The sequence below is a fragment of the Pseudomonas nicosulfuronedens genome, from assembly GCF_005877905.1.
Classification (GTDB): Bacteria; Pseudomonadota; Gammaproteobacteria; order Pseudomonadales; family Pseudomonadaceae; genus Pseudomonas; species Pseudomonas nicosulfuronedens.
On record NZ_SWDV01000024.1, the window covers coordinates 101,123 to 127,342 of the forward strand.

Below are 26,220 nucleotides of genomic sequence, written 5' to 3' on the forward strand. Positions count from 1 at the left end.
AACTTCGCTGTTCGTAGGAGCGAGCTTGCTCGCGAACCGCATCGCAGCAGGAATTGGTTCGCGAGCAAGCTCGCTCCTACAGGGTTAACTACATATCTCAGGAGAACAACATGGATCTGGGCATCAAGGGCCGCTGGGCCGTGGTCTGCGCCGCCAGCAAGGGCCTCGGCAAGGGTTGTGCCCTGGCGCTGGCCCGCGAAGGCGTGAACCTGGCGATCAACGCCCGCGACGTCGACACCCTGGCCGCCACCGCCGCCGAACTGCGCCAGCTGGGTGTGAAAGTACGCGAAGTGGCTGGCGACATCAGCCAGCCGGAGGTGCGCGCCGCACTGATCGCTGCCTGCCCGCAGGTGGACATCCTGGTCAACAATGCCGGCGGCCCGCCGCCCGGTGATTTTCGCGACTGGGAGCGCGAAGACTGGCTGCGCGCCCTGGAGCTGAACATGCTCACGCCCATCGAACTGATCAAGGCCACCATCGACGGCATGGCCGAGCGCGGCTTCGGACGCATCGTCAACATCACCTCCGGTTCGGTGAAAGCGCCCATCGCCACCCTCGGCCTGTCCAACGGCGCGCGCAGCGGCCTGACCGGTTTCGTCGCCGGCGTTGCCCGCCAGCCGCAGGTTGCCGGCCACAACGTGACGATCAATGGCCTGTTGCCGGGCTCCTTCGACACCGACCGCCTGCGCAGCGGCTACCACCGCGCAGCGACCCTCGGCGGCCGCGACGAAGGCGAACTGGTGGAGGCCGGCAAACAGGAAATCCCCGCCGGGCGCTTCGGCAGCGCCGAGGAATTCGGTGCTTTCTGCGCTTTCCTTTGCAGCGTCCACGCCGGCTACCTGACCGGGCAGAACCTGTTGCTGGATGGCGGCGCCTATCCGGGCACCTACTGATCCGTATCGGCGTAGGAGCGGACTCCGTCCGCGATGAGTTGTCCGTACTCCCCGGGTGACCGGTGTGACGATGAGTCGATCGCGGACAGCGTCCGCTCCCGCGACGCCGGAACCACCCTGTAGGAGCGAGCTTGCTCGCGAACCAACCTTCGCTGCGATGCGGTTCGCGAGCAAGCTCGCTCCTACAAAGGCCAGCCGCTACCATCCACCCCGCCGCTCCCGAACAGGCCCACCGATGAAAGCCCACTCCGACGAACTCAAGACCTTCGCCACGGTGATCGACTGCGGCTCCATCACCGCCGCCGCCGAACAGCTGGGGCTGACGCCCTCGGCCGTGAGCCGGGCACTGTCGAAGCTGGAGGAAAAGCTCGGCACCACCCTGCTCAACCGCACCACGCGGCGCATGAAGCTGACCGAGGAAGGTGAATTCTTCCTCGAGAACGCCCGCCACATCCTCGAACAGATGGACGCCCTGGAAGAACGCCTGGCCCTGCGCCAGCAATCCCCGGCCGGGCGCCTGCGGATCAATGCCGCCTCGCCGTTCATGCTGCACGCCGTAGTGCCGCACATCGGCGCCTTCCGGGAGCGCTACCCGGACATCGAGCTGCAGCTCAACACCAATGACCTCAACATCGACCTGCTGGAACAGAGCACCGACATCGCCATCCGCATCGGCCACCTCGCCGACTCCAGCCTGCATGCCCGCCCGCTGGGCAGCAGCCGCCTGAACCTGCTGGCCGCTCCCGACTACCTCGAGCGCCACGGCGCCCCAACCAACCTGGAAGAGCTGCTCGGCCATTCGCTGCTGGGCTTCACCCAGCCCGAGGCGCTGAACGTCTGGCCGATCCGCCACGCCGGCGGCGACACCCTCACGGTCGACCCGTCGCTGTCCGCTTCCAGCGGCGAGACCCTGCGCCAGCTGGCCATCGGTGGCCAGGGCATCGCCTGCCTCGCCAGCTTCATGACCTGCGATGACATCCGTGCCGGTCGCCTGGTACGCGTGCTACCGGAGATGACCAGCGAACGCCGCCAGCCGATCCATGCGGTGTACTACCGCAACTCGCAGCTGGCGCTGCGCATCCAGTGCTTCCTCGACTTCATCCAGGAGCGTCTGGCGCAATCGCTGCACGCCACCGGCTGAAGGAAAAATCCCGCAAAGCCGGCGATCCTCGACCACACTGATCAGGGTTCGCCGGCACCGCGCTGCAACGCCGTGCCGCCCCGCCGAGACCAGAGGGCCTGGCATGTCTCCCATGCTGTTGTACCTGCGCGCCATCATCCATCCTGGCCGCGATACCCTGCTGTTCGCCCTGCGCACCGTGCTCGCGGGGCTGTTGACGCTGTACCTGGCGTTCCTGCTCGACCTTGACCAGCCCAAGTGGGCGACCATGACGGTGGTGATCATCAGCACCCCGCTGGCGGGCATGACCCTGCAGAAAAGCTTCGCCCAGGTGATCGGCACCACCATCGGCGCCATGGTCGCCGTGGCCATCATGGCGCTGTTCCCCCAGGCGCCGCTGCCTTTCATCGTCACCCTGGCGCTGTGGCTGGCGATCTGCACGGCCGGCGGCACCCTGATGCGCTTCACCCACTCCCACGCCTTCGTGCTGAGCGGCTTCACGGCAGTGATTGTCGCGCTGCTGGCCCAGCCGGCGCCTGAATCGACCTATACCCTGGCCATCACCCGTGTCACCGAAACCCTGCTGGGCGTGGCCTGCGTGACCCTGGTCAGCCTGTTCTTCGCTCGCCCGCAGAGCGTGGCGCGGGGCTACTTCGCCAAGGTTGACCAGTTGATCCGCCTGATCGCCGTGCACGCCGCCGCGGTGATCCGCGGGGATGAGCTGGAGGAGGATTTCCAGCAACGGCAGAAACAACTGCTGGGCGAGATCGCCGCCCTGGAGATGCTGCGTCGCCATCTGTATTTCGACGCCCCGCGGCTGCGCGGCGCCGATGAGCTGGTGCAGCAGCTGGCCAACCAGCTGGTGCTGATGACTTCGCGGTTGGCGATCCTGCGGCGCCAACGCAAGCTGATCGAAGCGCGCCTGAGCGGCCCGCTTCCGGAATCCGTGCGACGCCTGCGCGAAGATGAATTGGCCTGCCTCGCCGAGCTGGCCGAGTTCGGCCGCGACCTGCCCGGCTCCACCCGCAAGCGCATCACCCAGCTGCGCCAGCGCTTCGACGCCGCCGCGCGGCAGGCCGAAGAACTCGCCGACGGTCTGCCCACGTCGCTGCGCTCCCTGGCCTGGGCGTTGCGTTTCGAGCAGGCACGGCTGATGCAGCAACTGGACGAGATGATCGAACTCAGCGAAGCGATTCAGGAAGGTCGCCCTGGCAGCAGCTCCTACCCGCAAAGCCAGGCCCACGCCCTGCACCTGGATTTCCATCTCGCCGCGATGAACGCCACCCGCGCCTTCGTCGCCCTTTGCTGCGCTGGCTGGGTCTGGATCGAAACCGCCTGGGACGGCGCCCGCGCCGGGATGATCCTGGTCGGCATCCTCTGCTCGCTACTGGCCACCTTCCCGCGCCCGCTGATGGCGAGCCTGGCCTACATGCGCGGGCTGGCGATGGCGCTGGTGGCGGCGGCGCTGCTGCAATTCCTGTTGCTGCCCAGCGTCGGCGACTTCGAGATGCTCGCGCTTTTCCTGGTTCCTCTGCTCTACGTGATCGCGGTGGGCCTGGCCAACCCGCAGACTGCCGGCATCGGCATCGGCCTGGGGCTGTCCACCTTCCTGCTGGTCGGCCCGCAGAACCAGGGCGCGTGGATCAATACCTCGCTGCAATGGTTCGAGTTCGCCGGTGGCTATGTCAGCGCCGGCGTGCTGGCCCTGCTGGTGTACGCCTGGGTATTCCCATTCGACGCCGATGCGCGCCTGCGCCGCCAATCGCGCCGCACCCGTGCCGAAGTGCGCTCGGTGCTGCTGTCCAAGCCCAGCGAGGCGCGCCGCTTCCTGTTCGAGAGCCGCATGGTGGATCGCCTGGCGATCATGCTCGGGTTGCTGCCGGCAGCGCGCGACAGCCAGTCCGGTGAGCGCTTCCAGTGCAGCCTGGCGAGCATGACCCTGGGCGTGGTGCTGCACCAGCTGCGCCGCGAGAGCCTGAACCCCAACGGCCTGCCGCAGGCCCTGCGCGAACGCCTGTCGCTACTGCTGGACGAACTCGCCGCCTGCCTCGATCAGCCTCCCGCCGCTCCGCTGCAGCGGGTACTGCCCGCCATGCGCGAGCTGGGCAACGAGCTGGATGAGCTGCAAGGCCATGGCAACTACCCCAGCGGCGATGCCATGCGCCCGGTGTTCGTCAGCGGCGTGGCGCTGCTGGTGGCCGCCGATCTGCTGGAACGCTTCCGCGACCTCTACGGCGAATCCGCCGTCCTCCACGACGACCACGGGGAAGCCGCGCTGCATGCCCGTTGATATCGAGCTGGGCGGGGTCTACCTGCCACCACTGGCCCAGGCGCTGCTGCTGGCCCTGCCAATCTTCCTGCTGCTGGACTGGAGCCTGCGTCGCCTCGGTGTATTGCGCCTGGTCTGGCACGAAGCGCTGTTCGAAGGCGCGCTCTATGCCTGCATCTGCGCAGGCCTGATCCTGCTCATGGGAGCGCTGCACTGAATGACCAGCCTGCGCAAAGCCCTGCCGCCGCTGATCACCCTGGCCGTGGTCACGCTAGCCCTGATCCTCGGCTACTTCGCCTGGACCTACTACACGCGCGCGGCCTGGACCCGCGATGCCCGGGTGCGCGCCGACGTGGTGACGCTCTCGGCGGACGTCACCGGACGCATCGTCGAACTCCGGGTGAAGGACAACCAGCACGTCCGCAAGGGCGAACTGTTGCTGACCATCGACCCGGCGCGCTACGAACTGGCGGTGCTGCACGCCGACCGCGCGGTGGAGGTCGCCCGCGCCGCACTCGGCCAATCCCAGGCCGCCATCGCTGCCAATCAGGCGCTGTTGCAGCAGCGCCATAGCGAAGAAGTCCGCCGCCGGGCGCTGAAGGCACGCTCGGCCATCTCCAACGAGGAATGGGAAAAGGCCCAGACCGACGTCACCGTGGCCGAAGCGCAGCTGCTGCGCGAGCAGGCCAACCTGGGTCTGGCGCAAGCCAATGTGGCCCTCTCCGAAGCGGCACAGAAGCAGGCACGCCTGGACCTTGAGCGCACCCAGGTGGTGGCGCCGGTGAACGGCTACGTGACCAACCTGCTGACCCGTGCCGGCGATTACGCCACCGCTGGCCATTCGCTGGTGGCGCTGGTGGACAGCGACTCCTTCTATGTCGGCGGCTACTTCGAGGAAACCAAGCTGCCGCGCATCCGCGAGGGTGACCGGGTGGACGTGCAACTGATGAGCGGCGAGCGCTTCGACGGACGTGTCGAGAGCATCGCCTTCGCCATCACCGACCGCGAGAACGCCCCCGGCGCGCGCCTGCTGGCCAACATCAACCCGAGCTACACCTGGGTGAAACTCGCCCAGCGCATCCCCGTGCGTATTGCCATCGACCCGGCCTACCAGGGCCGCGACCGCCTTCGCGCTGGCACCACAGCCACCGTCAGCGTGGTCGAAAGCGCCCGTTAGCCCCGGTCTTCCGATGGGCAGGGGAACTTTCATCACCGCCCCGTCATCAACCCATCGCGTGATTGTCACCCTCCCGGTGCAGCATGCCTCCAGCTTCCCGCATCCCGCGCGGACGCCTGCGCACGAGGATGACCCTTGCCCCGCCTTCGCCTTCTGGCCGTTTCCCTGCTGACCGGCACCACTCTCGCCCTGGTTGCCTGGCGCTCGCTGCCCACGCCACTGGAAGACGTGCCGAGCAGCAGCCTGTTCGCGCAGAACTGGGCCCGTGGCGGAGTCGTCCTGCTGGTGCGCCACATGGAGCGTTGCGACCGATCCACCGCCGAATGCCTCGGTGCCGCCGACGGCATCACCGCCCGCGCCGCCGCACTGGCCAAGAGCATGGGCGAGAGCATCGGCCGCCTGGGCCTGACCACTACCGACATCTACAGCAGCCCGGCCAACCGCACCGTGCAGACCGCCGACCTGATGTTCGACCGCAACGTGGCGCGCCAGGACTGGCTGCTGACCTGCAAGGACGGCGACCTCGCCGAGCAGATTCGCCAGCACAAGGACGCGCACCGCAACCTGGTGCTGGTCACCCACAGCGAATGCTTCGACCTGCTGCGCGAAAACCTCAAGGTGCACGAGACCGATACCCCCGAGTACGGCAGCGCCCTGGTGCTGTTCGACGAGAGCGAGCCGAAGCTGCGCATCGCCGGCGAAGTCGAGACCGATGAGTGGCTGAAGCTGGTGAACTCGCACAACCCGAGCTGAGGCCGCTGCCAGAAAGCGCTTTCTGTGCCATCTTCTTGCGATCGCTCCAAGGAGAGGCTCGATGCCCGCCCTGCTCACTAGCCACCCACTGTTCGCCGCTCCCGTCCTGCTGCTGATCGACCTGCTGCTCTGGCGGCTGGTCGGCGCAGCCCATCCACACTGGCGGCTGGCAACGCGCGTCCTGTGCTTCCTGCTGTTCAGCCTGCTGCTGTTCAACGCCGGGATGAACCCGCTGCGTGCCGCGCCCTGGCCGGACGATCTGCCCAGCCACATGGTCGCCACGGCCGTGCAGATAGTCTGGTGGCTGTTCGCCGCGCGTTGCCTGACAGTGGTGCTGGGCTTCCTCCTGGTGCAACGCATCGGCCACGGCGGGCGGCTGCTGCAGGACGTCGTCGGCGCGCTGATCTTCCTGGTCGCCATCATCGCTTCCGCCGGCTACGTGCTGGAGCTGCCGGTGAAGGGCCTGCTGGCCACTTCCGGGGTGGTTGCCATCGTTCTCGGCCTGGCGCTACAGAGCACGCTGAGCGACGTGTTCTCCGGCATCGTGCTGAACACCACCAAGCCCTACCAGCTGGACGACTGGATCTCCATCGACGGCATCGAGGGCAAGGTCACCGAGATCGACTGGCGCTCCACCTACCTGCAGACGTCCCAGGGCACACTGGCCGTGGTGCCCAACTCCCTGGCCGCCAAAGCCAAGGTGCTTAACCTGAGCCGCCCGGCGAACCTCTACGGCGTCAGCGTGAGCCTGACGGTCAGCCCGCACATCCGCCCGCGCAAGGTGGTCGAGGCGCTGGAGCACGCCCTCGGCGGCTGCCGCGCCCTGCTGGCCAATCCCGCACCGGCGGTCAGCGTGCGCAAGTCCGCGCCCGATGGGGTGGAGTACGAAATGAGCGGCTTCGTCGCCGCCATGGGCGAAAAGCGCGAGGTGCGCAACCAGCTGTTCGACCTCGCCTACCGTCACCTGCAGGCCGCCGGCATCAACCTGCTGGCCGAGGCCGACGCGCCGATGCGCGAGAGCGCATCGCGGGCGCGGGCGTTGCTGGTGCGCTCGGGCCTGTTCGACGCCCTGCGTGACGAAGAGCGCGACGAACTGGCGAAGCGCATGCAGCGCCGCCCGTTCAAGCGCGGCGAAGTACTGCTGGCGCCGGGAGACGTCAGCGACCGCCTGCTGATCATCGACTCCGGCGTGGTCAGCGTCACCCTGCCCCACGACAACCAAACCATCGAGGCCGGGCGCATGGGGCCGGGCGAAGTCTTCGGCGAGGCCGGCGTGCTCACGGGCTCCGGGTGGCAGGCGCAGTTCACCGCCATCAGCGACGGCGCCGCCTACTTCATCGACAAGGAAACCCTCGCCCCCTGCATGGAGGCACGCCAGGAGATCGCAGAGGCCATGGGCCGCCTGCTCGACTTCCGCCAGAAGGCCAGCGCCGCGCTGTTGGTGGAGCAACCCACGGTGGTGCAGCAACGCGGGCTGATGGCCTGGCTCAAACAGCACGCTGGACGCCGCTACAAGGCCTGACTCTATTGCAACAGATCAGGCCTTGCGGGATCAGGCGCTGACTTCCTGCAGGCAATCCAGCGGTACCCAGCCGGCGTCGCCGCCCGAGCGCACACACCAGAGCCAACCGCCCAGCTCGCGGCCGCCTTCGAGCCGCTCGCCCACCTCCACGTCGAGCTCGCGTGCGGTGTAGTCCTCCATCGCCACCCCGGCGCCCGGCGCGGTCATGTTGAAGACCTGCGCCGGCACCCAACCCTCGCGCTGGCCGGGCGTCGAGCAGAAGTACCAGTCTTCCCAGCCCTCGGCGCCTTCGTAGCGCTCACCGACGAACAACGGCGCGCCCTTGGCGAAGGTGATGGGCGCGGGGTATTCGCTGCGGTGGCGTTGAATCACTTCGTAGTGCATGTCGATCTCCCGGTTCCCTGGACCGATCCATGCTACTCCTCACAAAGCGTCATGGAAGATCACCCCGAGGGTGAAGCGCTCGCCGGTCTGCACACGACTGACACCGTGGCGCAGGTTGACCCGGTGATAGCCGCGCACGCCCCGCACCGGGCGCTGGGCGACGGCGAACACCACCGCGTCGCAGTGCTGCAACGGCACAACGGTCGCCCGCGACTGCAGGCGCGGGCGCTGCTCGGTGAGGACGAATTCGCCACCCGCGAACTCTTCACCAGGCTGGGACAGCAGGATCGCCACCTGCAGTGGGAATGCCAGCTCCCCGTAGAGGTCCTGGTGCAGGCAGTTGTAGTCGCCGGCGCGGTAGCGCAGCAGCAAGGGAGTCGGCCGTCGCTGGCCGCCAGCGTGGCACTGGTCGAGGAAGCTGGCGTGGTCGGGCGGGTATTCAATGCCTGTGCCCATGCGCTCCTGCCAGGTATTGGCGATGGTGCGCAACGGCGGATAGAAGCCTTCGCGTAGCTCCTGCAGCGGCGCCGGCAAGGGATAGGCGAAATAGCGGTACTCGCCCAGGCCGAAATTGTGCCGGGCCATCACCACGCGGCTGCGAAAGGGTCCGTTCTGGTCGTAGAGCGCGCGGAGCGTCTCGCACTGCGCCCTGTCCAGCAGGCCGGGGATCAGTGCGTGTCCGTCAGCGTCGAGTTGCCGGGCCAGCGCCGGCCAATCGAGGGCGGAGATCAGGTCGACGAGGCTTCGTGTGGAGGTCATGGCAGCGGCCCGTAAAGACTATGCCTCAGTCTAGGGTCGCCCCTTGATCCGCCGCACCCCGAGCCCGGCTTTCAAACTTGCCCTGCAGGAGCAGGCCGTGCTCGCGATCGCTTCCATGGGGCCCCTGTCGGTGAATGCCTCCGGTAAACCGGTTACTCCGGGCGCAACTGCAACGGATCGACCAGCCCGGCCGCGATCGCCATGCCCACCAGATCGGACAAGGTCCCGGCCTGCATGCGCTTCATCACCCGCGCACGGTAGAGGTCCACGGTCTTGACGCTGATGTCCAGCTGCTCGGCCACTTCGCGGCTGGTGTAGCCGCGCACCAGCGGCAGGAACACGTCACGCTCGCGAGGCGTCAGGGCTGCCAGGCGCTCCTCCAGCTCGCCCAGCCCGGACCGCGAGGCACGCTGGTGCTCGCGGGAACTGAGCGCCTGCTGCACGCTGTCCAGCAGCAGTTGCTCGTTGTAGGGTTTCTCGATGAAATCCACCGCGCCGGCCTTGAAGGCACGGATGACGATGGGCACGTCGGCGTGGCCGCTGACGAAGATCACCGGCAGTTCCAGACCGCGCCGGCGCATTTCTTCCTGTACTGCCAGGCCGCCCAGACCGGGCATGCGTACGTCGAGCAACACACAGGCGTGGGCATCGTTCGGGCAGGCGTCAAGGAACTCGCGGCCGCTGGTGAATGGCCGCGCCTTCAGGCCGACCGACTCCAGCAGCCAGACGGTCGAGTCGAGCATCCGCTGGTCGTCATCCACCACATACACCACCGCCGTTTCCATCACTGTCTCCGTCATTATTCGGTTTTCCCTGCGGGCAGCCGGCACTCCAGGCGCAGGCCGCCGGTTGGCGCCGCCACGGCCTCCAGCGTGCCGCCAAAGCCTTCGACGATGCCACGACTCATGGACAGCCCCAACCCCAGGCCTTCGGGCTTGCTGGTGAAGAACGGCGTGAACATCTGCTCCAACGCCGCCGGACTGGCCCCCGGCCCTTCGTCTTCCACCCAGACGCAGAGCTGCCCGTCACTGTCGCGGCGGCTGCCGATGCGCACCTTCGAGGGCTCGCCGGCATGGCGCTCGCGGTTGGCCTCGACGGCGTTGCGCAACAGGTTGAGGAACACCTGTTCCAGCAACACGCGGTCGGCGTAGACGGGCGCCAGATTGTCGGTGAACGCCTCGCCGATGGCCACCTTCGCGCTGGCCGCTTCCCAGGCGCACAGGCCCAGCGCAGCGCGCGCCACCTGGTTCAGGTCCAGCGCCTGCATGCGCCGCTGCCCCTTGCGCAGGAAGGCCCGCAGGCGGCGGATCACTTCCGAGGCATGGGCGGTGTGCTCGACGATCTGCGCCAGTCCCTGGGCCACACGCTGTGCGGCTTCCGGCTGGCTGTCGAGGGATTTCAGGTAGCGCTGGCTGGCGCTGGCGTAGTTCATCACCGCGGCCAGCGGCTGGTTCATCTCGTGGGCAATACCCGAAGCCAGTTCGCCCAGGGTCACCAGGCGCGCGGTATGCGCCAGTTCGTCCTGATGCCGGCGTTGCTGGTTCTCGCGCAGTTCGCGTTCGGTCATGTCACGGGCCACCAGCGAGTAGTAGCACTCGCCGCCTGCTGCGTTGTGCGCCAGCAGGACCAGCGACAACGGCGCGCCATCGCGGCCGCGCAGGCGGCCTTCGGCGCTCCAGACGCCGCTGCGCCGTGCGCTCTCCCAGCCCTCTTGTTCCAACTGCTCCAGCAGACCATCGTCCAGCACCTGCGCAGCGGACGCAGGCAGAGCCTCGCCGTCCAGCCCCAGGGCACGACGCGCCGACGGATTGAGGTAGGTGACGCGTCCGCCCGGATCGACGAACAGCACCAGGTCGGTATTGGCCTCGACCACTTCGGCCAGGCGCCGCAAGCCTTCCTCGGCCTGCACCCGGGCGGTGATGTCGCGGGACACGCTGACCACTTCCATCACATGGCCGGTATAGGTCTCGCGAATGGCGCGGCTGGCGGTCTCGAACCACAGGTAATGGCCGTCGCGGTGGCGCAAGCGGTAGGTCAGGGTCACGTAGCCGTCCTGCACCAGGGCATCACGGGTACGTTCGGCGACCCGCTGGCGGTCCTGTTCGTGCAGCAGCGGCAGCAACTCCCTGCCGCGCAGCTCTTCCGGCCAGTAGCCGAGCAGCGTCCAGGAGGCCGGCGAGACGTCGAGCAGCCGGCCGTCGAGGGTGCGACGGGAAATCAGGTCGGTGGTGTTCTCGATGATCTGCCGGTACAGCCGGCTGGCTCGCGCCGCCTCACGCTGTTCCCGCAGCGACGCGGTGACCTCGCGGCCATGCACCAGCACCTGCCGCTCGCCGGGCATCGGCACGAAGGTCCAGAGAAACTGCCGGCCTTCGCGCTCGCCGGTCACCTCGTGCACCGCCCGCCCCTGTTCCAGGCAGGTGCGCAGCAATTGCGCATGGTTGCTGGGCAGCAGGTCGCGCGGCTCGCTGCCGGGGAAGTCGGCGAGCAACTGGCGCAGGGACTGGTTGCAATCCACCAGCACGTCCGCCTCGTCCAGCACCAGCGCTGGCTGCGGATCAGCACTGAGCAGCGGCGCCGTACGCCGCGCCTGATACGCCAGGGCAAGCACTTCCCCGAGCAGCTCGCCGACCCAGCCGAGCCAATCCTCGGCGTCCGCATCGGCACTTTCCACCAGCAGCAACCCCGGCGCTTCGGCCCGCAACGGCAGGACCAGCGCCAGCCCCTGGCTCCAGCCGGCGCGGCGCAGGCGGCCGCTGAGCCAGCACGGTACGTCGAGCAATTCGCCGAGCGACAAGCGTTCACGCTTGCCCAGCCCCCCGAGCAGCGCCAGGTCGTTGGCCTGCAAAGGGTCACCACTGCCCGGCGGCAGGCGCGAGGCACCGGCCAGGGCTTCGAAGCTCTGGCTGCGCGCTTGCCATTCGACATAGAGCACACGGGACACACCGTCTCGCTCGAGACAAAGCCGTTGCAGGGTGTCCGCCTGCACGGCGACGGGAGCTTGTTCGCGGACCAGGCGCACCAGGGTATTCAGCTCGGACATGGAGGAGGCTCGAAGGCACTTCAATTGAATATAGTAGTTATACCATACACCTTAGGTTTAACTTCCATATCCAATTCGACATTGCTATAAAACTCCGCAATGACCGGGCGACAGCCTGACGCACCGGTCACGACCCGCCTGCTGCCAAGCGCTCCACGGGTCACAACAGAACAATGAGCTAACAATCAGCCACAGGGTGTCCACATGTCGATCTTCGAACAGGGCTTGCCGCGCGCGGCCGTCAACCACATAGCGCTGTCGCCGCTGAGCTTCATCGAACGTACCGCCCACGTTTACCCCGAGCGTACCGCCATCATCCACGGCAGCCTGCGCCGCACCTGGAAAGAAACCTACCAACGCTGCCGCCGCCTGGCCTCCGCCCTTGCCGCCCGCGGCATCGGCCGCGGCGACACGGTGGCGGTGATGCTGCCCAACACCCCGCAGATGATCGAGGCGCACTTCGGCGTACCGATGATCGGTGCGGTACTCAATACCCTCAACGTACGTTTGGATGCCGAGGCCATCGCCTTCATGCTGCAGCACGGCGAAGCCAAGGTGCTGATCACCGACCGCGAGTTCTGCGACGTGATCCACGCCGCCCTGGGGATGCTCGATCACCCGCCGCTGGTGGTCGACGTGGACGACCCCGAGTACGGCGAAGGTTATGCGGTCAGCCCGCTGGACTATGAGGCGCTGCTCGCCGAGGGCGATCCGGAATTCGCCTGGCAGTGGCCACAGGACGAATGGGACGCCATCTCCCTCAACTACACCTCCGGCACCACCGGCAATCCCAAGGGCGTGGTTTACCACCACCGCGGCGCCTACCTGAACTCGCTGGGCAACCAGATGACCTGGTCCATGGGCCAGCATCCGGTCTACCTCTGGACCCTGCCGATGTTCCACTGCAACGGCTGGTGCTATCCCTGGACCGTTACCGCGCTGGCCGGCACCCACGTTTGCCTGCGCCGGGTCGACCCGCAGAAGATCCTCACGCTGATCCGCGAGCACCAGGTCACCCATCTGTGCGGCGCGCCCATCGTGCTCAACGCACTGATCAACATGCCCGAGTCGGCCAAGGCCGCCATCGACCACCCGGTGCACGCCATGGTCGCCGGCGCGGCTCCGCCGGCCAAGGTGATCGGCGCAGTGGAGGAAATGGGCATCAAGGTCACCCATGTCTACGGCCTGACCGAGGTCTACGGCCCGGTGACCGTCTGCGCCTGGCACGAGGAATGGGACGAGTTGCCGCTGGACGAACGCGCCCGCATCAAGTCGCGCCAGGGCGTGCGCTACCCGACCCTGGAAGGCGTGATGGTCGCCGACCCGAAGACCCTGGAGCCGGTGCCGCGCGACGGCCTGACCATCGGTGAGATCTTCATGCGCGGCAACACCGTGATGAAGGGCTACCTGAAGAACCCCACCGCCACCGAGGAATCCTTCGCCGGCGGCTGGTTCCACACCGGCGACCTGGCGGTCTGGCACCCGGACGGGTACGTGGAGATCCGCGATCGCCTCAAGGACATCATCATTTCCGGCGGCGAGAACATCTCCACCATCGAGGTCGAGGGCGTGCTCTACCGTCACCCGGCCGTGATGGAAGCCGCCGTGGTGGCCCGTGCCGATGAACGCTGGGGCGAGACGCCCTGCGCCTTCATCACCCTCAAGGCTGAGCACGCGGCGGTCGAGCCGCAGGACATCATGACCTTCTGCCGCGAGCATCTGGCCGGCTTCAAGGTGCCGCGTACCGTGGTATTCACCGACCTGCCCAAGACCTCCACCGGGAAGATCCAGAAATTCGTCCTGCGCGACTGGGCCAACGCCCTCTGACCCCACCTTCCGCCAGCCATCGTGCGCTCCCCGCAGCGGGGAGCGCCGGAGTTCGCCATGCCTGACTACCACGCTCCCCTGCACGACATGCGCTTCCTGCTCGACGACGTGTTCGACGCCCCCGCCCTCTGGGCGCGCCTGCCGGCGCTGGCCGAACGCATCGACGCCGACACCGCCGACGCCATCCTCGAAGAGGCGGCGAAGATCACCGGCGGCCTGCTCGCCCCGCTCAACCGCAGCGGCGACGAAGAAGGCGTGCACTTCGCCGACGGTGTGGTAAGCACGCCCGCCGGCTTCCGCGAGGCCTACGCGACCTATGCCGAGGGCGGTTGGGTCGGCCTGGCGGGCACCCCCGAATACGGCGGCATGGGCATGCCGAAGATGCTCTCGGTGCAGTTCGAGGAAATGATGTACGGCGCCAACGCCAGCTTCAGCCTCTACTCCACCCTCTCCGCCGGCGCCTGCCTGGCGCTGGATGCCCACGCCGAGGAAGCCCTCAAGAGCACCTATCTGCCGAAGATGTATGCCGGCGAATGGGCCGGCTCCATGTGCCTGACCGAGCCCCATGCCGGCACCGACCTGGGGCTGATCCGCACCCGCGCCGAGCCACAGGCCGACGGCAGCTACCGTGTCACCGGTACCAAGATCTTCATCACCGGCGGCGAGCAGGACCTCACCGACAACATCATCCACCTGGTGCTGGCCAAGCTGCCCGACGCACCGGCGGGCTCGCGGGGCATCTCGCTGTTCCTGGTGCCCAAGTTCCTGGTGCAGGCCGATGGCTCACTGGGCGCGCGCAACGCGGTCTCCTGCGGCTCGGTCGAGCACAAGATGGGCATCAAGGCCTCGGCCACCTGTGTGATGAACTTCGATGGCGCCACCGGCTGGCTGGTCGGCGAGCTGAACAAGGGGTTGGCAGCGATGTTCACCATGATGAACTACGAGCGCCTGTCCATCGGCATCCAGGGGATTGGCTGCGCCGAGATGTCCTACCAGAGCGCCGTCACCTACGCCCGCGAGCGGCTGCAGAGCCGCGCCGCCAACGGCCCGGTGGCGAAGGACAAGGCCGCCGACCCGATCATCGTGCATCCCGACGTGCGTCGCATGCTGCTGACCATGAAAGCGCTGACCGAAGGCGGCCGCGCCTTCTCCACCTACGTCGGCCAGCAGCTGGACGTCGCCAAGTACGCCGAAGATGCCGCCGAACGCGAGTCGGCCCAGTCACTGGTGGCGCTGCTCACGCCGGTCGCCAAGGCCTTCTTCACCGACACCGGGCTGGAAAGCTGCATCCATGGCCAGCAGGTGTTCGGCGGCCATGGCTTCATCCGTGAATGGGGCCAGGAGCAGTTGGTGCGCGACGTGCGCATCGCGCAGATCTACGAGGGCACCAACGGCATCCAGGCACTGGATCTGCTGGGCCGCAAGGTGATTGCCGATGGCGGGCAGGCATTAGCCCTGTTCGCCGGAGAAATCCGCGCTTTCGCCGACGCAACCGACGGCACCGCCATGGGCGCCTTCACCGCGCCGTTGCTGGATGCGCTGGACCTGCTCGAATCCGTCACCCGCCAGGTACGTGAGCGCGCCGCCAGCCAGCCGCAGGAGATCGGCGCCGCCTCGGTGGAGTACCTGCACTTGTTCGGCTACACCGCCTACGCCTACCTCTGGGCACGCATGGCGCAGGCCAGTCTGGGCCGGAGTGACGACTTCCATAGCGGCAAGCTGGCCACTGCGCGTTTCTACTTCGCCCGCCTGCTGCCGCGCACCGAGTCCCTGGCCGGTTCGATCCGCGCCGGCAGCGACAGTCTGTTCGAGCTGCGCGCCGAGCAATTCTGACGACCTGCGTCGCCTCATTCTGTTGAGCGTGATTGCGCGGCCAGCCCTGACGGGTTGCGCCGCGCTTTTTTTCGTCTCGGCGAATGCGGGTGGCCCACGTAGAATGAAGGCACCCACTCGCCACCGGCCTGCGTCATGAGTAACGAAAACCCGATTCTGCGTGACATTTCCCGTGTCACCCTGCAGCACTATCAGGACAGCGCCCAGTCCTTCCGAGAAGGCACCTGGGACCACGACGTCACCCAGAACATCGCCGCGCTGCTGCGGCACATTCAGGGCGAGGCGCCTTTCGTGCTGCTCGATTTCGGCTGTGGGCCGGGGCGCGACCTGTGCGCACTGAAGGGAATGGGGCATGAGCCGGTCGGCCTGGACGGCTGCGCCGACTTCGTCGCCATGGCCCGCGAGGCGAGCGGCTGCGAGGTCTGGCAGCAGGACTTCCTCGCCCTCGACCTGCCCGCCGGGCGCTTCGATGGCATCTATGCCAATGCCAGCCTGTTCCACGTACCGCGCAGCGAGCTGCCGCGCGTGCTGGGTCAGCTGCATGCGGCACTGAAACCCGGTGGCGTGCTGTTCAGCTCCAACCCGCGCGGGGAGAACCAGGAAGGCTGGAACGGCGGCCGCTATGGCTCCTACCACGACTTGGAGAACTGGACCCGTGTGCTGGAAGACGCGGGGTTCCTCGAACTGGAACACTACTACCGCCCGGAAGGCCTGCCGCGAGAGCAGCAGCCGTGGCTGGCGAGCGTGTGGCGCAAAGCTTGAACTGACGCCAGCTCTACCGGCGGATCGCAGGCAGGGCCCGCCCCTGCAGGGGAACACGACTCCTCTCAGGGGCGAGCCACACCAGCGACTTGATCACGCGGGTGTTGCCACCCGCGCTGAACCGCCGATCAGCCCTTCGCCGCCCAGGCGTTGAAGCGCTGCTCCAGGTCTTCGCCATGGTCGACCCAGAACTCGAAGTTCACCGGTACCGCCTGCTCCAGGTTTGCCGGCGCCGTGTTCAGGCGCTCGACCAGCTTGGGATCGATCAGCTGGGTGGTACCCAGATTCACCGAGCCGTAGCCCAGCTTCACGGTATGGATCTTCTGCTGCGCGGGTGAGAGTGAGAAGGCGATGAAGTCCTCGGCGGCCTTCTTGTTTGGGCTGCCCTTGGGGATCGCCCAGGAGTCGATGGCATACAGGCTGCCGTTCCACACCACCTTCATCGGCACGCCCTCTTCCTGTGCCGCGAAGGCGCGGCCGTTGTAGGCGGTGCTCATGACCACGTCACCACTGGCGAGGAATTGCATCGGCTGCGCGCCGGACTCCCACCACTGGATCGACGGCTTGATCTCGTCGAGCTTCTTGAAGGCGCGGTCCACGCCCTCCTTCGTCGCCAGCACCTTGTACAGGTCTTCCTTTTTGACGCCGTCAGCCAGCAGGGCGATCTCCAGGGTGTACTTGGCGCCCTTGCGCAGGGAACGCTTGCCGGGGAATTTCTGGGTGTCCCAGAAGTCCTGCCAGCCGGTCGGACCGTTGGCGAGGCGCTTGCCGTCGTAGACCATGGCCATCGACCAGACCAGCAGGCCAGCGCCGCAGTCGGAGAGGGTGCCAGGTACATAATCCTCGGCCTTGCCGAGGATCGACGGGTCCAGATGCTCGAACAGGCCTTCGTCGCAGCCGCGCAGCAGCTCCGGGCCTTCCACCTGGACGACGTCCCAGTTGACGCCGCCGGTGTCGACCATGGCCTTGATCTTGCCCATTTCGCCGTTGTACTCGCCGGCGATCACCTTCATTCCTTCCTTCTTCTCGAAGGGTTTGTAGAAGGCTTCGGTCTGTACGTCCTTGCTGATACCGCCGAAGGAGATCACGGTCAGGTCAGCAGCCATGGCGCCGGACGCCACGCCCATGAGCAGGGCTCCCAGAATCGGGTTTTTCATTTCCACCTCTTGGCATTGTTGTTGGCAGATGGTTCAAGCACGCAGGCGCCCGGTCTCTGCGGACCGGGGCACGATAACAGGGTCAGGTGCGGTAGACGGCCTCACCGTCCTCGATCAGGCGCAGCGCCGACTCCCAGGCCAGCAGGTGCAGACCGTCGGTCAACGCCTCCTCTTCCTGTACGGCAACGCGCTCGCACACGGCGTGCGGCGGATAACGCAGCTGGCGGCCGCCGGCCAGGGCCTGGACCTGCGCCTGGCAGGCGCGTTCGAGGAAGTAGATCTGGTTGAAGGCCTCGGCAATACAGCGCCCGGTAGCCAGCAGGCCGTGGTTGCGCAGGATCATCACCATATGACTGCCCAGGTCGTTGACCAGGCGCGAGCGCTCGTCCGGGTCCAGGGCGATGCCTTCGTAGTCGTGGTAACCCAGGCGGTTGTAGAACTTCAGCGCGTGCTGGCTGATCGGCAACAAGCCGTCTTCCTGGGCAGATACCGCGATGCCGGCAGCCGTGTGGGTGTGGATCACGCAGGCCACGTCTTCGCGGGCGGCGTGCACGGCAGAATGGATGTTGAAACCGGCGCGGTTGACGCTTTTCGGGCCGAAGCGCGGGTCGATGACGTCACCGGCGTGGTCGACCTTGACCAGGTCGGAGGCACGCATTTCGTGGAACAGCACGCCGTAGCGGTTGATCAGGTAGTGCCCCGGCTCGCCCGGCACCCGCGCCGAGATGTGGGTGTCGATGTGATCGGTCCAGCGGAAGTGCGCGATCAGCCGATACAGCGCGGCGAGGTCGCAGCGCGCCTGCCACTCTTCGGCGGAAATGCTCGACGGATCGATGTTGTAAGCTGTGTCACGCATGACGGGCGGTCCTTGTTGTTCTTTCAGGCGGTGCGGCAGTTTGCCGCTTCACGTGACCGAGTGTGCTGGTCACGCCCGGCCCGCACCATGCACAGGGACAACGCAGAAATTGCAGTGCTGTTATGGTCCGAGGACCTGTACAGATTGCCCATCGCTCACCCACACAAGAATCGGACCTCCGGATGCTGTTGCTCGACCCCACCTCGGACATTCCCCTGGTCACCCAGATCGTCGACGGCATCGCCCAGGCCATCGACGAGCAGCGCCTGCGCTCCGGCGCCAAGTTGCCCTCGATCCGCAAGTTCGCCCAGGCCAATGGCGTCAGCCACTTCACCGTGGTCGAGGCCTATGATCGGCTGGTGGCGCGCGGCTGCCTGAACGCGGTGCCCAATGCCGGTTTCTACGTGCGCGGCCCGGCAGTCGAGGACAGCGCCGGCGATGAGGCACCCACCGAATTCGACTTCGATGCGCACCTGCTGCTGCACAAGGTCTTCCAGCCGCTGGGGATGGAAATCCGTCCCGGTGTCGGCCTGCTGCCCGAGCACTGGCTTGACGGCGAAGGCTTGCAGCGAGGCCTGCGCAGCCTGGCGCGGGAAGAGCCGACCCAGTTCGGCAACTACGGCCACAGCAAGGGCAACCTGAAGCTGCGCGGCAAACTGGCGGACCGTTTGGCAGATGCCGGCGTCAGCGCCAGCCCCGAGCAGATCCTGCTGACCGCCGGCGCCAGCCAGGCACTGGACCTCACCGTGCGCTACCTGGTACAGCGCGGCGACCCGGTGCTGGTCGATGAGCCCGGCTACCACAATCTGTTCCTCAATCTGCGCCTGCAGGGCGCGCAGTTGCTGGGCGTGCCCCGCAGCGCCGATGGGCTGGACCTGGATCGTCTGGAGCAACTGGCCCGCGAGTACCGGCCCAAGGTCTACTTCACCCAGGCGCGCCTGCAGAGCCCCACCGGCGGCAGCCTGTCACTGGCGGCAGCACACCGCCTGCTGCAGCTGGCGGAGAAATACGATTTCCTCATCGTCGAGAACGACATCTATGCCGACCTGGACCCCGCCGGCCAACTGCTGCTCGCTAACCTCGATCAACTGGCGCGGGTGATCTACATCGGCAGCCTGTCCAAGGTCATCGCCCCGGCGCTGCGCACCGGTTTCATCGCCGCGCACCCCGAGCTGATCGAGGAACTGGTTCCGCTGAAAATGGTCAGTGGCCTGACCAGCTCGGAGCTCACCGAAACCCTGGCCCTGGACATCCTCCTGCAAGGCCGCCACCGCAAGCACGTGCGCCAGTTGCGCGACCAGCTCGGCGAAGCCCATGACAGCGTGGCGCGACGCCTGGAAGCCGCCGGCCTGGAAATCTTCCACGAACCCCGCGCTGGCCTGTTCCTCTGGGCCCGCCACCGCGCGGTGGATGACGCCACCCTGCTCGCCAGCCGCGCCAAGGAGGCGAAGATCCTGCTGTTCCCCGGCCAGTTGTTCATGCCCGATGGCCGCAGCGTGCCGTGGATGCGCTTCAACGTCGCGCACTCGCTGGATGAGCGGCTGTATGCCTTTCTCTCGAAACAAGGCTGAGGGCGGTCACAAAACTCTCGGCCACCGAGTCCAAGGAAGAAGAGCCGGAATTTCGCCGGCCACGTCAGGAGGACACCGTGAAATTCCCAGCCATCGACAACGAACACCTGCAACGTGCCCAGCGCGGCGAACCCACCGCCCTCGATGCGTTGCTGCTGGCCCTGCAAGCGCCGGTCTACAACCTCGCCCTGCGCATGCTCGGCCGTCGTGAAGACGCCCAGGACGCCAGCCAGGAAATCCTCCTGCGCATCACCACGCACCTGGCCAGTTTCCGTGGCGACAGCCAGTTCTCCACCTGGGCCTTCCGCATCGCCAGCAACGCGCTGCTGACCGCGCGCACCAAGGTTCGCGAGACGCCCACCGTGTCGCTGGAAGCCCTGGCGGAAAAGCTCGACCTCGGCCTGCGCCTGGCCCAGGCCAACGAGCGCCCGCTGGAGCCGGCCGACAAGCTCGCCGCCGAACGCATCGCACTCGCCTGCACCCAGGGCATGCTGATGTGCCTGGAACGCGAGCAGCGCCTGGCCTACGTGCTGGACATCGCCTTTGGCCTGGATTCGGAAACCGCCGCTGCCGTGCTCGAGATCGAGCCGGCGACCTACCGCAAGCGCCTGTCGCGGGCTCGCCAGCGGCTGGATGAGTTCATGCACCAGCACTGCGGTCTGGTCAACGCCCAGGCCGCCTGCTCCTGCGAGCGCCAGGCGCTGGCATTACCGCCTGGCGGCACCGATACCCGCCAGGCCAGGAGCGAGTTACTCGCCCTCACCCGCCTCGCGGATGCGGCAGCAGTGTTCCGCGCGCACCCGGACTACCAGGTACCGCAACGGGTGATCGAAACCGTCCGCGCCGTGCTGCAGCAGCACACTGGAGGCTGGCAATGAACGCGGTCGCCGATCTGGGTTATCCCGAGGGTTTTCAGCCGCTGCAACGCCGCAACCCGCTGCTGGACCTGCTCGGTCCATTCCTGGTGCGTGGCGAAGGCGAATCGCTGGAACTGGGCCTGCTGCTGGACGAACGCCACACCAACAGCCGTGGCGGCGTGCACGGCGGCATCCTGGCTACCCTGGCCGACATCGGCATGGGCTATGCGATGGCCTTCTCCAGCCAACCACCGCAACCGCTGGTCACCGCCAGCCTGACCCTGGACTACGTGTCCAGCGCCCAGGTCGGCGACTGGTTGTGCATCCGACTGCTGCACAGCCGGCGCGGCAGGCAGATGGCATTCGCCAACGCACTGCTGTCGGTAGGCGACAAGGTGGTGGCCCAGGCCAGCGCGGTGTTCGCCGTACCAGCACAACGTTGATCCTGCAGATATCGCCAGCCGCCGCCTGAGGCCGTAGACTTGCCGCCCATCAGCAACCGCCAGCAAGAGATCGACTATGGGCGCCCAGTGGAAAGCCAAACATAAAGAAGTCGCCGCCAACGCCAAGGGCCGCGTGTTCGGCAAACTGTCGAAGGAAATCATGATCGCCGCGCGAAATGGCGCCGACCCGGACATGAACCCGAAACTGCGTCTGGTCGTCGAGCAGGCCAAGAAGGCCTCGATGCCCCGCGATACCCTGGAGCGCGCCATCAAGAAAGGCGCCGGCCTGCTGGACGGCGCCGCCACCTTCGAGCGCGTGGTCTACGAAGGCTTCGCCCCGCACCGCGTACCGGTGATCGTCGAATGCCTGACTGACAACGTGAACCGCACCATCGCGGAAATCCGCGTGCTGTTCCGCAAGGGCCAACTGGGCGCTTCCGGCTCGGTATCCTGGGACTTCGATTACCTGGGCCTGGTCGAGGCCACCCCGGCCAGCGCTGACGCCGACCCGGAACTGGCCGCCATCGAAGCTGGCGCCCAGGACTTCGAGCCGGGCGAAGAAGAAGGCGACACCCTGTTCCTCACCGACTCCACCGACCTGGACGCCGTCTGCCGCGCCTTGCCCGAGCACGGTTTCACCGTCGCCTCGGCCAAGCTCGGCTACAAGGCGAAGAACCCGGTAAGTCTGTCCGACGCGGAACTGGAAGAAGTCGAAGCCTTCCTCGATGCCCTGGACGGCAACGACGACGTGCAGAACCTCTACGTCGGCCTGGCGTAACCCGCCGTTGCAAGGGGCTGGGCCATGCCCTGCCCCTTGCTGCCGCGTCAGTACAGCCCGGTCGCGCTCCCCGGCTCGAAGACCGGAGTCTGATTGGCGTGGATCATGTTGTAGCTCAGCATGAACGCCACGCCGCCCTCGCTGCCCAGCGCCTGGCTGACCCAGCCGATCGGGTTATTGAACAGCGAGTCGTCCGGGTTGAGCACGCCGATGGCCGCCGTGTCCGGATCGTTGTCCCAGGTGACGTCACCCCAGTGCCAGCCCAACCCCTCCACGTACTGCCGGCCGAGCAAGGCTCCGAGCGCGAAGACCGCGTCATCGGCCACCTCGCGCTGTTGCTCCTTGGCATCGCGGACGTACTGGGTGATTGCCGCGACCACCGCGTCGGGTGGCAACTCCGGTGCCAGTTGCAGTAGTACCAGGGCCTGCTGTTGCAGGTCTTCCAGTTGTTGCTCCAGTTCCGCCGACAGCGGAATGATTTCAGCCATGCTTCCTTCTCCTGAAACGGTTCTCGCGCTCTCCTGGCGAGTCCCTGTCACTGTGAAACTTTCATTCGGCAACGCTCACGCGGAGCGTCCCATCAGGACATCCTGGCTCCCTTCGGCCTTCTCCCGCAGGAAATCCCAGGTGGTGCGCATGCGCGCGATGTCCTTGAGTTCGGTCGGCATCAGCATCCAGAAGGTCCGCACGAACTCGATCTCCCCCGCCAGGATCGGCTGCAACGATGAGTCCTCGGCTGCCGCGAAAGCCGGCAGGATTGCCAGCCCGGCGCCCTCTGCCACCGCACGCTGCTGCGCCAGGATGCTGGTGCAGCGCAGCGCCATGTGCAGCGGCCGGCCGATCTCGTCGAGGTACTGCAGCTCCTTGCTGTAGAGCAGGTCGTCGACATAGCCCACCAGGGCATGGTCGCGCAGGTCATCGCGAGTTCCGATCGGCCCGCGCTCGGCGAGGTAATCCTTCGAGGCATAGAGGCGCAGCACGTAGTCGGTCAGCCGGGTAATGATGTAGGGCCCGCGACCGGGGCGCTCCAGGGTGATGACGATATCCGCCTCGTGGCGCGACAGCTGCAGCGCGCGCGGCACCGCCAGCAAGTCCACGCCCAGGTGTGGGTGACGCTGGTTCAGCTCCACCAGCTGCGAGGTCAGCAGCGTCGAGCCGTAACCCTCGGTTGCGCCGATACGTACCTTGCCGGAGAGATTGTCTTCGGTGCCGGCCAGGCGCTTCTCGATCACCTTGCAGGCACTTTCCATCGCCTCGGCCTGGGGCAGCAGTCCGTGGCCGGCCTCGGTCAGCCGATAGCCGGCGGGTTCGCGCACCAGCAGTTGGGCGCCGATGCTCTTCTCCAGCGCCTGCAGCCGGCGGGCGACAGTGGTGTGGTCCACCCCCAGGCGCCGCGCGGCGACGGTGAGCTTGCCGGCACGGGAAAGCTCGAGGAAGAAACGCAGATTGTCCCAGTCCATTGACTCACCCGTGCGCGCTATATCTGCAAAAATGCAGACCATACTTGCACATCACCGCATTGAGAACATCAAAAATGCACTGTTAGGATCGGACCACACAAGAACAAAGCCTTCAGGCTGGGAGAACCCCGATGACTGCACCTGCCGTCCCGACCGTCAAACTCTTCCTCGATGGCAAGCCCGTCGAGTCCACCACCTCCGAATGGCGCGACGTGATCAACCCTGCCACCCAGGAAGTCCTCGCCCGCGTGCCCTTCGCCACGCCCGAGGAAGTCGAGCGCGCAGTGGCCAGTGCCAAGGCTGCATTCAGGACCTGGAAGAAGACCCCCATCGGCGCCCGCGCGCGCATCTTCCTCAAGTACCAGCAACTGATCCGCGAGAACATGAAGGAACTGGCGGCTATCCTCACCGCCGAACAGGGCAAGACCCTGCCGGATGCCGAAGGCGACGTGTTCCGCGGCCTGGAAGTGGTCGAGCACGCCTCGGCCATTGGCAACCTGCAACTGGGCGAGCTGGCCAACAACGTGGCTGGCGGCGTGGATACCTTCACCATCCTGCAACCCATCGGTGTCTGCGCCGGCATCACCCCCTTCAACTTCCCGGCGATGATCCCGCTGTGGATGTTCCCGATGGCCATCGCCACCGGCAACACCTTCGTCCTCAAGCCCTCCGAGCAGGATCCGATGGTGACCATGCGCCTGGTCGAACTGGCCCATGAAGCCGGTGTGCCGCCGGGCGTGCTCAACGTCATCCATGGCGGCCCGGACGTGGTCAACGCGATCTGCGATCACCCGGACATCAAGGCAGTCTCCTTCGTCGGCTCGACCCGCGTCGGCACTCACGTCTATAACCGCGCATCCCTGGCCGGAAAGCGCGTGCAGTGCATGATGGGCGCGAAAAACCACGCGGTGGTGCTGCCCGACGCCAACAAGGAACAGACCCTCAACGCCATTGCCGGCGCAGCCTTCGGCGCCGCCGGGCAGCGCTGCATGGCGGTATCGGTGGCAATCCTGGTGGGCGAAGCCAACCAGTGGATTCCCGACCTGGTGGCCAAGGCGCAGACCCTCAAGGTCAGCGGCGGCACCGAAGCCAATACCGACGTCGGCCCGCTGGTTTCCTGCGCGGCGCTGGACCGCGTCAGCGGCCTGATCGAGCGCGGCACCCAGGAGGGCGCCAAGCTGGAGCTGGACGGTCGTAATCCGCAGGTGGCCGGCTACGGCAAGGGCAACTTCGTCGGCCCGACCGTTTTCTCCGGCGTTACTCCGCAAATGACCATCTACCGCGAGGAAATCTTCGGCCCGGTGCTCTGCGTGGTGTCGGTGAAGACCTTCGATGAGGCCATCGAGCTGATCAACGCCAACCCCAATGGCAACGGCACTGCGCTGTTCACCCGTTCCGGCGCCGCCGCCCGCCACTTCAAGGAAGAGATCGACGTCGGCCAGGTGGGCATCAACGTGCCGATCCCGGTACCGGTACCGCTGTTCTCCTTCACCGGCTCGCGCGGCTCGAAGCTGGGCGACCTGGGCCCGTACGGCAAGCAGGTGGTGCAGTTCTACACCCAGACCAAGACCGTCACCGAGCGCTGGTTCGACGAGAACGAGGTCGGCGGTGCGGTGAACACCACCATCAACCTCAAGTAAGCCCTGCCCGCCCGCCTGCCCCGAGCCGGCCCGGACTTCAGCATGGATGCTGGTCCAGGTTCGGCACCACGCGGGCGGGCACCTCCTTTTGCGCCTGATCGATCGGGCGCCCCGAACAAGAAGAAGAGGACCACCCCATGCGCATCGGCTTCATCGGACTCGGCAACATGGGCGGCCCCATGGCCGCCAACCTGCTCAAGGCCGGCTTCGACCTGAGTGTCTTCGATCTCTCCTCCAAGGCCGTGGAAGCGGCCGTCACCCTTGGCGCCCGCGCCCTGGCATCCCCCGCCGAAGTGGCGCGCGACGATGTCGAGGTGATCATCACCATGCTGCCCGCCGCCGCCCACGTGAAGCAGGTTTACCTCGGCGACGACGGCCTGCTGGCCAACGTGCAGCCCGGCGTCTTGCTGATCGATTCGTCCACCATCGATCCACTGAACGCCCGCGAGGTCAGCGCCGCTGCGCACGCCCACGGCAACCCGATGCTGGACGCGCCGGTTTCCGGCGGCACCGCCGGTGCGGCAGCCGGCACCCTGACCTTCATGGTCGGCGGCGAGCAGACCGACTTCGAGCGCGCCCGCCCGGTGCTCGCGGCCATGGGCAAGAACCTCGTGCACTGTGGCGGTGCCGGCAACGGCCAGGTAGCCAAGGTGGCAAACAACCTGCTGCTGGGCATCTCCATGATCGGTGTGGCGGAAGCCATGTCCCTGGGCGTGAAGCTGGGCATGGATGCCGAGGTGCTGGCCGGCATCATCAATACCTCCAGCGGCCGCTGCTGGAGCTCTGAGGTCAACAATCCGCTCACCGGCGCTCCGGCGGCACGAGGTTACAGCGGCGGCTTCGGCACCGACCTGATGCTCAAGGACCTGGGCCTGGCCAGCGAGGCGGCGCGGCAGATTCGCCATCCGGTGCTGCTTGGCGCCCTCGCGCAGCAGCTGTTCCAGACCTTCAGCAACCAGGGCAATGGCCAGTTGGACTTCTCGGCCATCGTGAAGCTCTACGAACAGAACTAAGCCGCTCTCCAGCGGGCGCTTTTCGTAGGAGCGAGCTTGCTCGCGAACCTCCTCGCTGCGGGGCTGTTCGCGAGCAAGCTCGCTCCTACAAAGGTCGCCCTCT

Annotated in this window: 24 protein-coding genes; 16 read left to right on the plus strand and 8 right to left on the minus strand. The window is 66.7% G+C overall.

Annotated elements, in window-relative coordinates; genetic code table 11:
* Positions 1–110: 110 nt before the first annotated feature.
* From FAS41_RS18690 to FAS41_RS18720, 7 genes are all read left to right on the plus strand, one after another.
* A complete protein-coding gene (locus FAS41_RS18690) occupies positions 111–893 on the plus strand; it encodes an SDR family oxidoreductase (RefSeq protein ID WP_138524867.1) in 783 nt (260 codons plus the stop codon).
* A gap of 235 nt (positions 894–1,128) precedes the next feature.
* Positions 1,129–2,034 (plus strand): LysR family transcriptional regulator, encoded by a 906-nt coding sequence (locus FAS41_RS18695; RefSeq protein WP_138524869.1) that lies wholly within the window; start codon positions 1,129–1,131, stop codon positions 2,032–2,034.
* 103 nt (positions 2,035–2,137) lie between these two features.
* Positions 2,138–4,303: an FUSC family protein gene (locus FAS41_RS18700; RefSeq protein ID WP_138524871.1), complete on the plus strand. Its 2,166-nt coding sequence runs from the start codon at positions 2,138–2,140 to the stop codon at positions 4,301–4,303.
* The gene (locus tag FAS41_RS18705; protein WP_045207441.1) at positions 4,293–4,499 is read left to right on the plus strand and encodes a DUF1656 domain-containing protein; all 207 of its coding nucleotides are present in this window, start codon (positions 4,293–4,295) and stop codon (positions 4,497–4,499) included. Before FAS41_RS18700 ends, FAS41_RS18705 begins: the two co-directional genes overlap by 11 nt.
* On the plus strand, positions 4,500–5,459 hold the full coding sequence (locus tag FAS41_RS18710) for an HlyD family secretion protein (protein WP_138524873.1): 960 nt from the start codon (positions 4,500–4,502) through the stop codon (positions 5,457–5,459).
* A gap of 135 nt (positions 5,460–5,594) precedes the next feature.
* Positions 5,595–6,212 carry a lipopolysaccharide core heptose(II)-phosphate phosphatase PmrG gene (gene pmrG, locus FAS41_RS18715; protein ID WP_138524875.1) on the plus strand — a complete coding sequence of 206 codons (618 nt, stop codon included), beginning with the start codon at positions 5,595–5,597 and terminating at the stop codon, positions 6,210–6,212.
* Between the two features lie 61 nt (positions 6,213–6,273).
* Entirely contained in the window at positions 6,274–7,734 is a 1,461-nt protein-coding gene (locus FAS41_RS18720) for a mechanosensitive ion channel domain-containing protein (protein ID WP_138524877.1), read from the plus strand.
* A gap of 30 nt (positions 7,735–7,764) precedes the next feature.
* On the opposite strand, the gene FAS41_RS18725 is transcribed toward FAS41_RS18720, so the two are convergent.
* From FAS41_RS18725 to FAS41_RS18740, 4 genes are all read right to left on the minus strand, one after another.
* A complete protein-coding gene (locus FAS41_RS18725) occupies positions 7,765–8,118 on the minus strand; it encodes an SH3 domain-containing protein (RefSeq protein WP_138524879.1) in 354 nt (117 codons plus the stop codon).
* Between the two features lie 39 nt (positions 8,119–8,157).
* On the minus strand, positions 8,158–8,877 hold the full coding sequence (locus FAS41_RS18730) for a 2OG-Fe(II) oxygenase (protein WP_138524881.1): 720 nt from the start codon (positions 8,875–8,877) through the stop codon (positions 8,158–8,160).
* A 152-nt stretch (positions 8,878–9,029) separates the two neighbouring features.
* Positions 9,030–9,662, minus strand: coding sequence for a response regulator transcription factor (locus FAS41_RS18735; protein WP_425467726.1), 633 nt, complete (start codon positions 9,660–9,662; stop codon positions 9,030–9,032).
* Positions 9,663–9,676: 14 nt separating this feature from the next.
* Positions 9,677–11,920: a PAS domain-containing sensor histidine kinase gene (locus tag FAS41_RS18740; RefSeq protein ID WP_138524885.1), complete on the minus strand. Its 2,244-nt coding sequence runs from the start codon at positions 11,918–11,920 to the stop codon at positions 9,677–9,679.
* A 204-nt stretch (positions 11,921–12,124) separates the two neighbouring features.
* On the opposite strand from FAS41_RS18740, the gene FAS41_RS18745 reads away from it, so the two are divergent.
* The 3 genes from FAS41_RS18745 (at position 12,125) to FAS41_RS18755 (ending at position 16,342) form a co-directional block, all read left to right on the plus strand.
* The gene (locus FAS41_RS18745; protein ID WP_138524887.1) at positions 12,125–13,747 is read left to right on the plus strand and encodes an acyl-CoA synthetase; all 1,623 of its coding nucleotides are present in this window, start codon (positions 12,125–12,127) and stop codon (positions 13,745–13,747) included.
* Positions 13,748–13,804: 57 nt separating this feature from the next.
* Positions 13,805–15,580, plus strand: a complete 1,776-nt coding sequence (locus tag FAS41_RS18750; RefSeq protein WP_138524889.1) for an acyl-CoA dehydrogenase C-terminal domain-containing protein — start codon at positions 13,805–13,807, stop codon at positions 15,578–15,580.
* Between the two features lie 135 nt (positions 15,581–15,715).
* On the plus strand, positions 15,716–16,342 hold the full coding sequence (locus FAS41_RS18755; RefSeq protein WP_138524891.1) for a class I SAM-dependent methyltransferase: 627 nt from the start codon (positions 15,716–15,718) through the stop codon (positions 16,340–16,342).
* Between the two features lie 128 nt (positions 16,343–16,470).
* On the opposite strand, the gene FAS41_RS18760 is transcribed toward FAS41_RS18755, so the two are convergent.
* Together FAS41_RS18760 and FAS41_RS18765 are read right to left on the minus strand one after the other, a co-directional pair.
* Positions 16,471–17,499: an ABC transporter substrate-binding protein gene (locus FAS41_RS18760; RefSeq protein ID WP_138524893.1), complete on the minus strand. Its 1,029-nt coding sequence runs from the start codon at positions 17,497–17,499 to the stop codon at positions 16,471–16,473.
* A gap of 82 nt (positions 17,500–17,581) precedes the next feature.
* Positions 17,582–18,355 (minus strand): class II aldolase/adducin family protein, encoded by a 774-nt coding sequence (locus FAS41_RS18765; RefSeq protein ID WP_138524895.1) that lies wholly within the window; start codon positions 18,353–18,355, stop codon positions 17,582–17,584.
* 182 nt (positions 18,356–18,537) lie between these two features.
* Between FAS41_RS18765 and FAS41_RS18770 the strand changes: the two genes are divergently transcribed.
* The 4 genes from FAS41_RS18770 to FAS41_RS18785 all read left to right on the plus strand — a co-directional run bounded on the left by FAS41_RS18770 (position 18,538) and on the right by FAS41_RS18785 (position 22,004).
* Positions 18,538–19,926 carry an aminotransferase-like domain-containing protein gene (locus FAS41_RS18770; RefSeq protein WP_138524897.1) on the plus strand — a complete coding sequence of 463 codons (1,389 nt, stop codon included), beginning with the start codon at positions 18,538–18,540 and terminating at the stop codon, positions 19,924–19,926.
* 77 nt (positions 19,927–20,003) lie between these two features.
* Entirely contained in the window at positions 20,004–20,804 is an 801-nt protein-coding gene (locus FAS41_RS18775; protein ID WP_171049513.1) for an RNA polymerase sigma factor, read from the plus strand.
* On the plus strand, positions 20,801–21,226 hold the full coding sequence (locus FAS41_RS18780) for a PaaI family thioesterase (protein WP_138524901.1): 426 nt from the start codon (positions 20,801–20,803) through the stop codon (positions 21,224–21,226). Before FAS41_RS18775 ends, FAS41_RS18780 begins: the two co-directional genes overlap by 4 nt.
* Positions 21,227–21,302: 76 nt before the next feature.
* The gene (locus FAS41_RS18785) at positions 21,303–22,004 is read left to right on the plus strand and encodes a YebC/PmpR family DNA-binding transcriptional regulator (protein WP_138524903.1); all 702 of its coding nucleotides are present in this window, start codon (positions 21,303–21,305) and stop codon (positions 22,002–22,004) included.
* A 47-nt stretch (positions 22,005–22,051) separates the two neighbouring features.
* Here the strand turns inward: FAS41_RS18785 and FAS41_RS18790 are convergent, their stop codons facing one another.
* Together FAS41_RS18790 and FAS41_RS18795 are read right to left on the minus strand one after the other, a co-directional pair.
* Entirely contained in the window at positions 22,052–22,492 is a 441-nt protein-coding gene (locus FAS41_RS18790; RefSeq protein WP_138524905.1) for a hypothetical protein, read from the minus strand.
* A gap of 75 nt (positions 22,493–22,567) precedes the next feature.
* On the minus strand, positions 22,568–23,464 hold the full coding sequence (locus tag FAS41_RS18795) for a LysR family transcriptional regulator (protein ID WP_138524907.1): 897 nt from the start codon (positions 23,462–23,464) through the stop codon (positions 22,568–22,570).
* 131 nt (positions 23,465–23,595) lie between these two features.
* On the opposite strand from FAS41_RS18795, the gene FAS41_RS18800 reads away from it, so the two are divergent.
* Entirely contained in the window at positions 23,596–25,104 is a 1,509-nt protein-coding gene (locus tag FAS41_RS18800) for a CoA-acylating methylmalonate-semialdehyde dehydrogenase (RefSeq protein WP_138524909.1), read from the plus strand.
* A gap of 137 nt (positions 25,105–25,241) precedes the next feature.
* On the plus strand, positions 25,242–26,117 hold the full coding sequence (gene mmsB, locus FAS41_RS18805; RefSeq protein ID WP_138524911.1) for a 3-hydroxyisobutyrate dehydrogenase: 876 nt from the start codon (positions 25,242–25,244) through the stop codon (positions 26,115–26,117).
* The last annotated feature ends 103 nt before the right edge of the window (positions 26,118–26,220 follow it).

Excerpts from the sequence above, each read along its gene's own strand:
- FAS41_RS18795 (WP_138524907.1), bottom strand. The coding sequence starts at position 23,464 with ATGGACTGGGACAATCTGCGTTTCTTCCTCGAGCTTTCCCGTGCCGGC.
- FAS41_RS18720 (WP_138524877.1), top strand. The coding sequence starts at position 6,274 with ATGCCCGCCCTGCTCACTAGCCACCCACTGTTCGCCGCTCCCGTCCTG.
- FAS41_RS18735 (WP_425467726.1), bottom strand. The coding sequence starts at position 9,662 with ATGGAAACGGCGGTGGTGTATGTGGTGGATGACGACCAGCGGATGCTC.
- mmsB (WP_138524911.1), top strand. The coding sequence starts at position 25,242 with ATGCGCATCGGCTTCATCGGACTCGGCAACATGGGCGGCCCCATGGCC.
- FAS41_RS18770 (WP_138524897.1), top strand. The coding sequence starts at position 18,538 with ATGCTGTTGCTCGACCCCACCTCGGACATTCCCCTGGTCACCCAGATC.
- FAS41_RS18710 (WP_138524873.1), top strand. The coding sequence starts at position 4,500 with ATGACCAGCCTGCGCAAAGCCCTGCCGCCGCTGATCACCCTGGCCGTG.
- FAS41_RS18690 (WP_138524867.1), top strand. The coding sequence starts at position 111 with ATGGATCTGGGCATCAAGGGCCGCTGGGCCGTGGTCTGCGCCGCCAGC.
- FAS41_RS18800 (WP_138524909.1), top strand. The coding sequence starts at position 23,596 with ATGACTGCACCTGCCGTCCCGACCGTCAAACTCTTCCTCGATGGCAAG.
- FAS41_RS18760 (WP_138524893.1), bottom strand. The coding sequence starts at position 17,499 with ATGAAAAACCCGATTCTGGGAGCCCTGCTCATGGGCGTGGCGTCCGGC.
- FAS41_RS18790 (WP_138524905.1), bottom strand. The coding sequence starts at position 22,492 with ATGGCTGAAATCATTCCGCTGTCGGCGGAACTGGAGCAACAACTGGAA.
- FAS41_RS18755 (WP_138524891.1), top strand. The coding sequence starts at position 15,716 with ATGAGTAACGAAAACCCGATTCTGCGTGACATTTCCCGTGTCACCCTG.
- FAS41_RS18725 (WP_138524879.1), bottom strand. The coding sequence starts at position 8,118 with ATGCACTACGAAGTGATTCAACGCCACCGCAGCGAATACCCCGCGCCC.
- FAS41_RS18750 (WP_138524889.1), top strand. The coding sequence starts at position 13,805 with ATGCCTGACTACCACGCTCCCCTGCACGACATGCGCTTCCTGCTCGAC.
- FAS41_RS18700 (WP_138524871.1), top strand. The coding sequence starts at position 2,138 with ATGTCTCCCATGCTGTTGTACCTGCGCGCCATCATCCATCCTGGCCGC.
- FAS41_RS18745 (WP_138524887.1), top strand. The coding sequence starts at position 12,125 with ATGTCGATCTTCGAACAGGGCTTGCCGCGCGCGGCCGTCAACCACATA.
- FAS41_RS18705 (WP_045207441.1), top strand. The coding sequence starts at position 4,293 with ATGCCCGTTGATATCGAGCTGGGCGGGGTCTACCTGCCACCACTGGCC.
- FAS41_RS18785 (WP_138524903.1), top strand. The coding sequence starts at position 21,303 with ATGGGCGCCCAGTGGAAAGCCAAACATAAAGAAGTCGCCGCCAACGCC.
- FAS41_RS18695 (WP_138524869.1), top strand. The coding sequence starts at position 1,129 with ATGAAAGCCCACTCCGACGAACTCAAGACCTTCGCCACGGTGATCGAC.
- FAS41_RS18740 (WP_138524885.1), bottom strand. The coding sequence starts at position 11,920 with ATGTCCGAGCTGAATACCCTGGTGCGCCTGGTCCGCGAACAAGCTCCC.
- FAS41_RS18765 (WP_138524895.1), bottom strand. The coding sequence starts at position 18,355 with ATGCGTGACACAGCTTACAACATCGATCCGTCGAGCATTTCCGCCGAA.
- FAS41_RS18730 (WP_138524881.1), bottom strand. The coding sequence starts at position 8,877 with ATGACCTCCACACGAAGCCTCGTCGACCTGATCTCCGCCCTCGATTGG.
- FAS41_RS18780 (WP_138524901.1), top strand. The coding sequence starts at position 20,801 with ATGAACGCGGTCGCCGATCTGGGTTATCCCGAGGGTTTTCAGCCGCTG.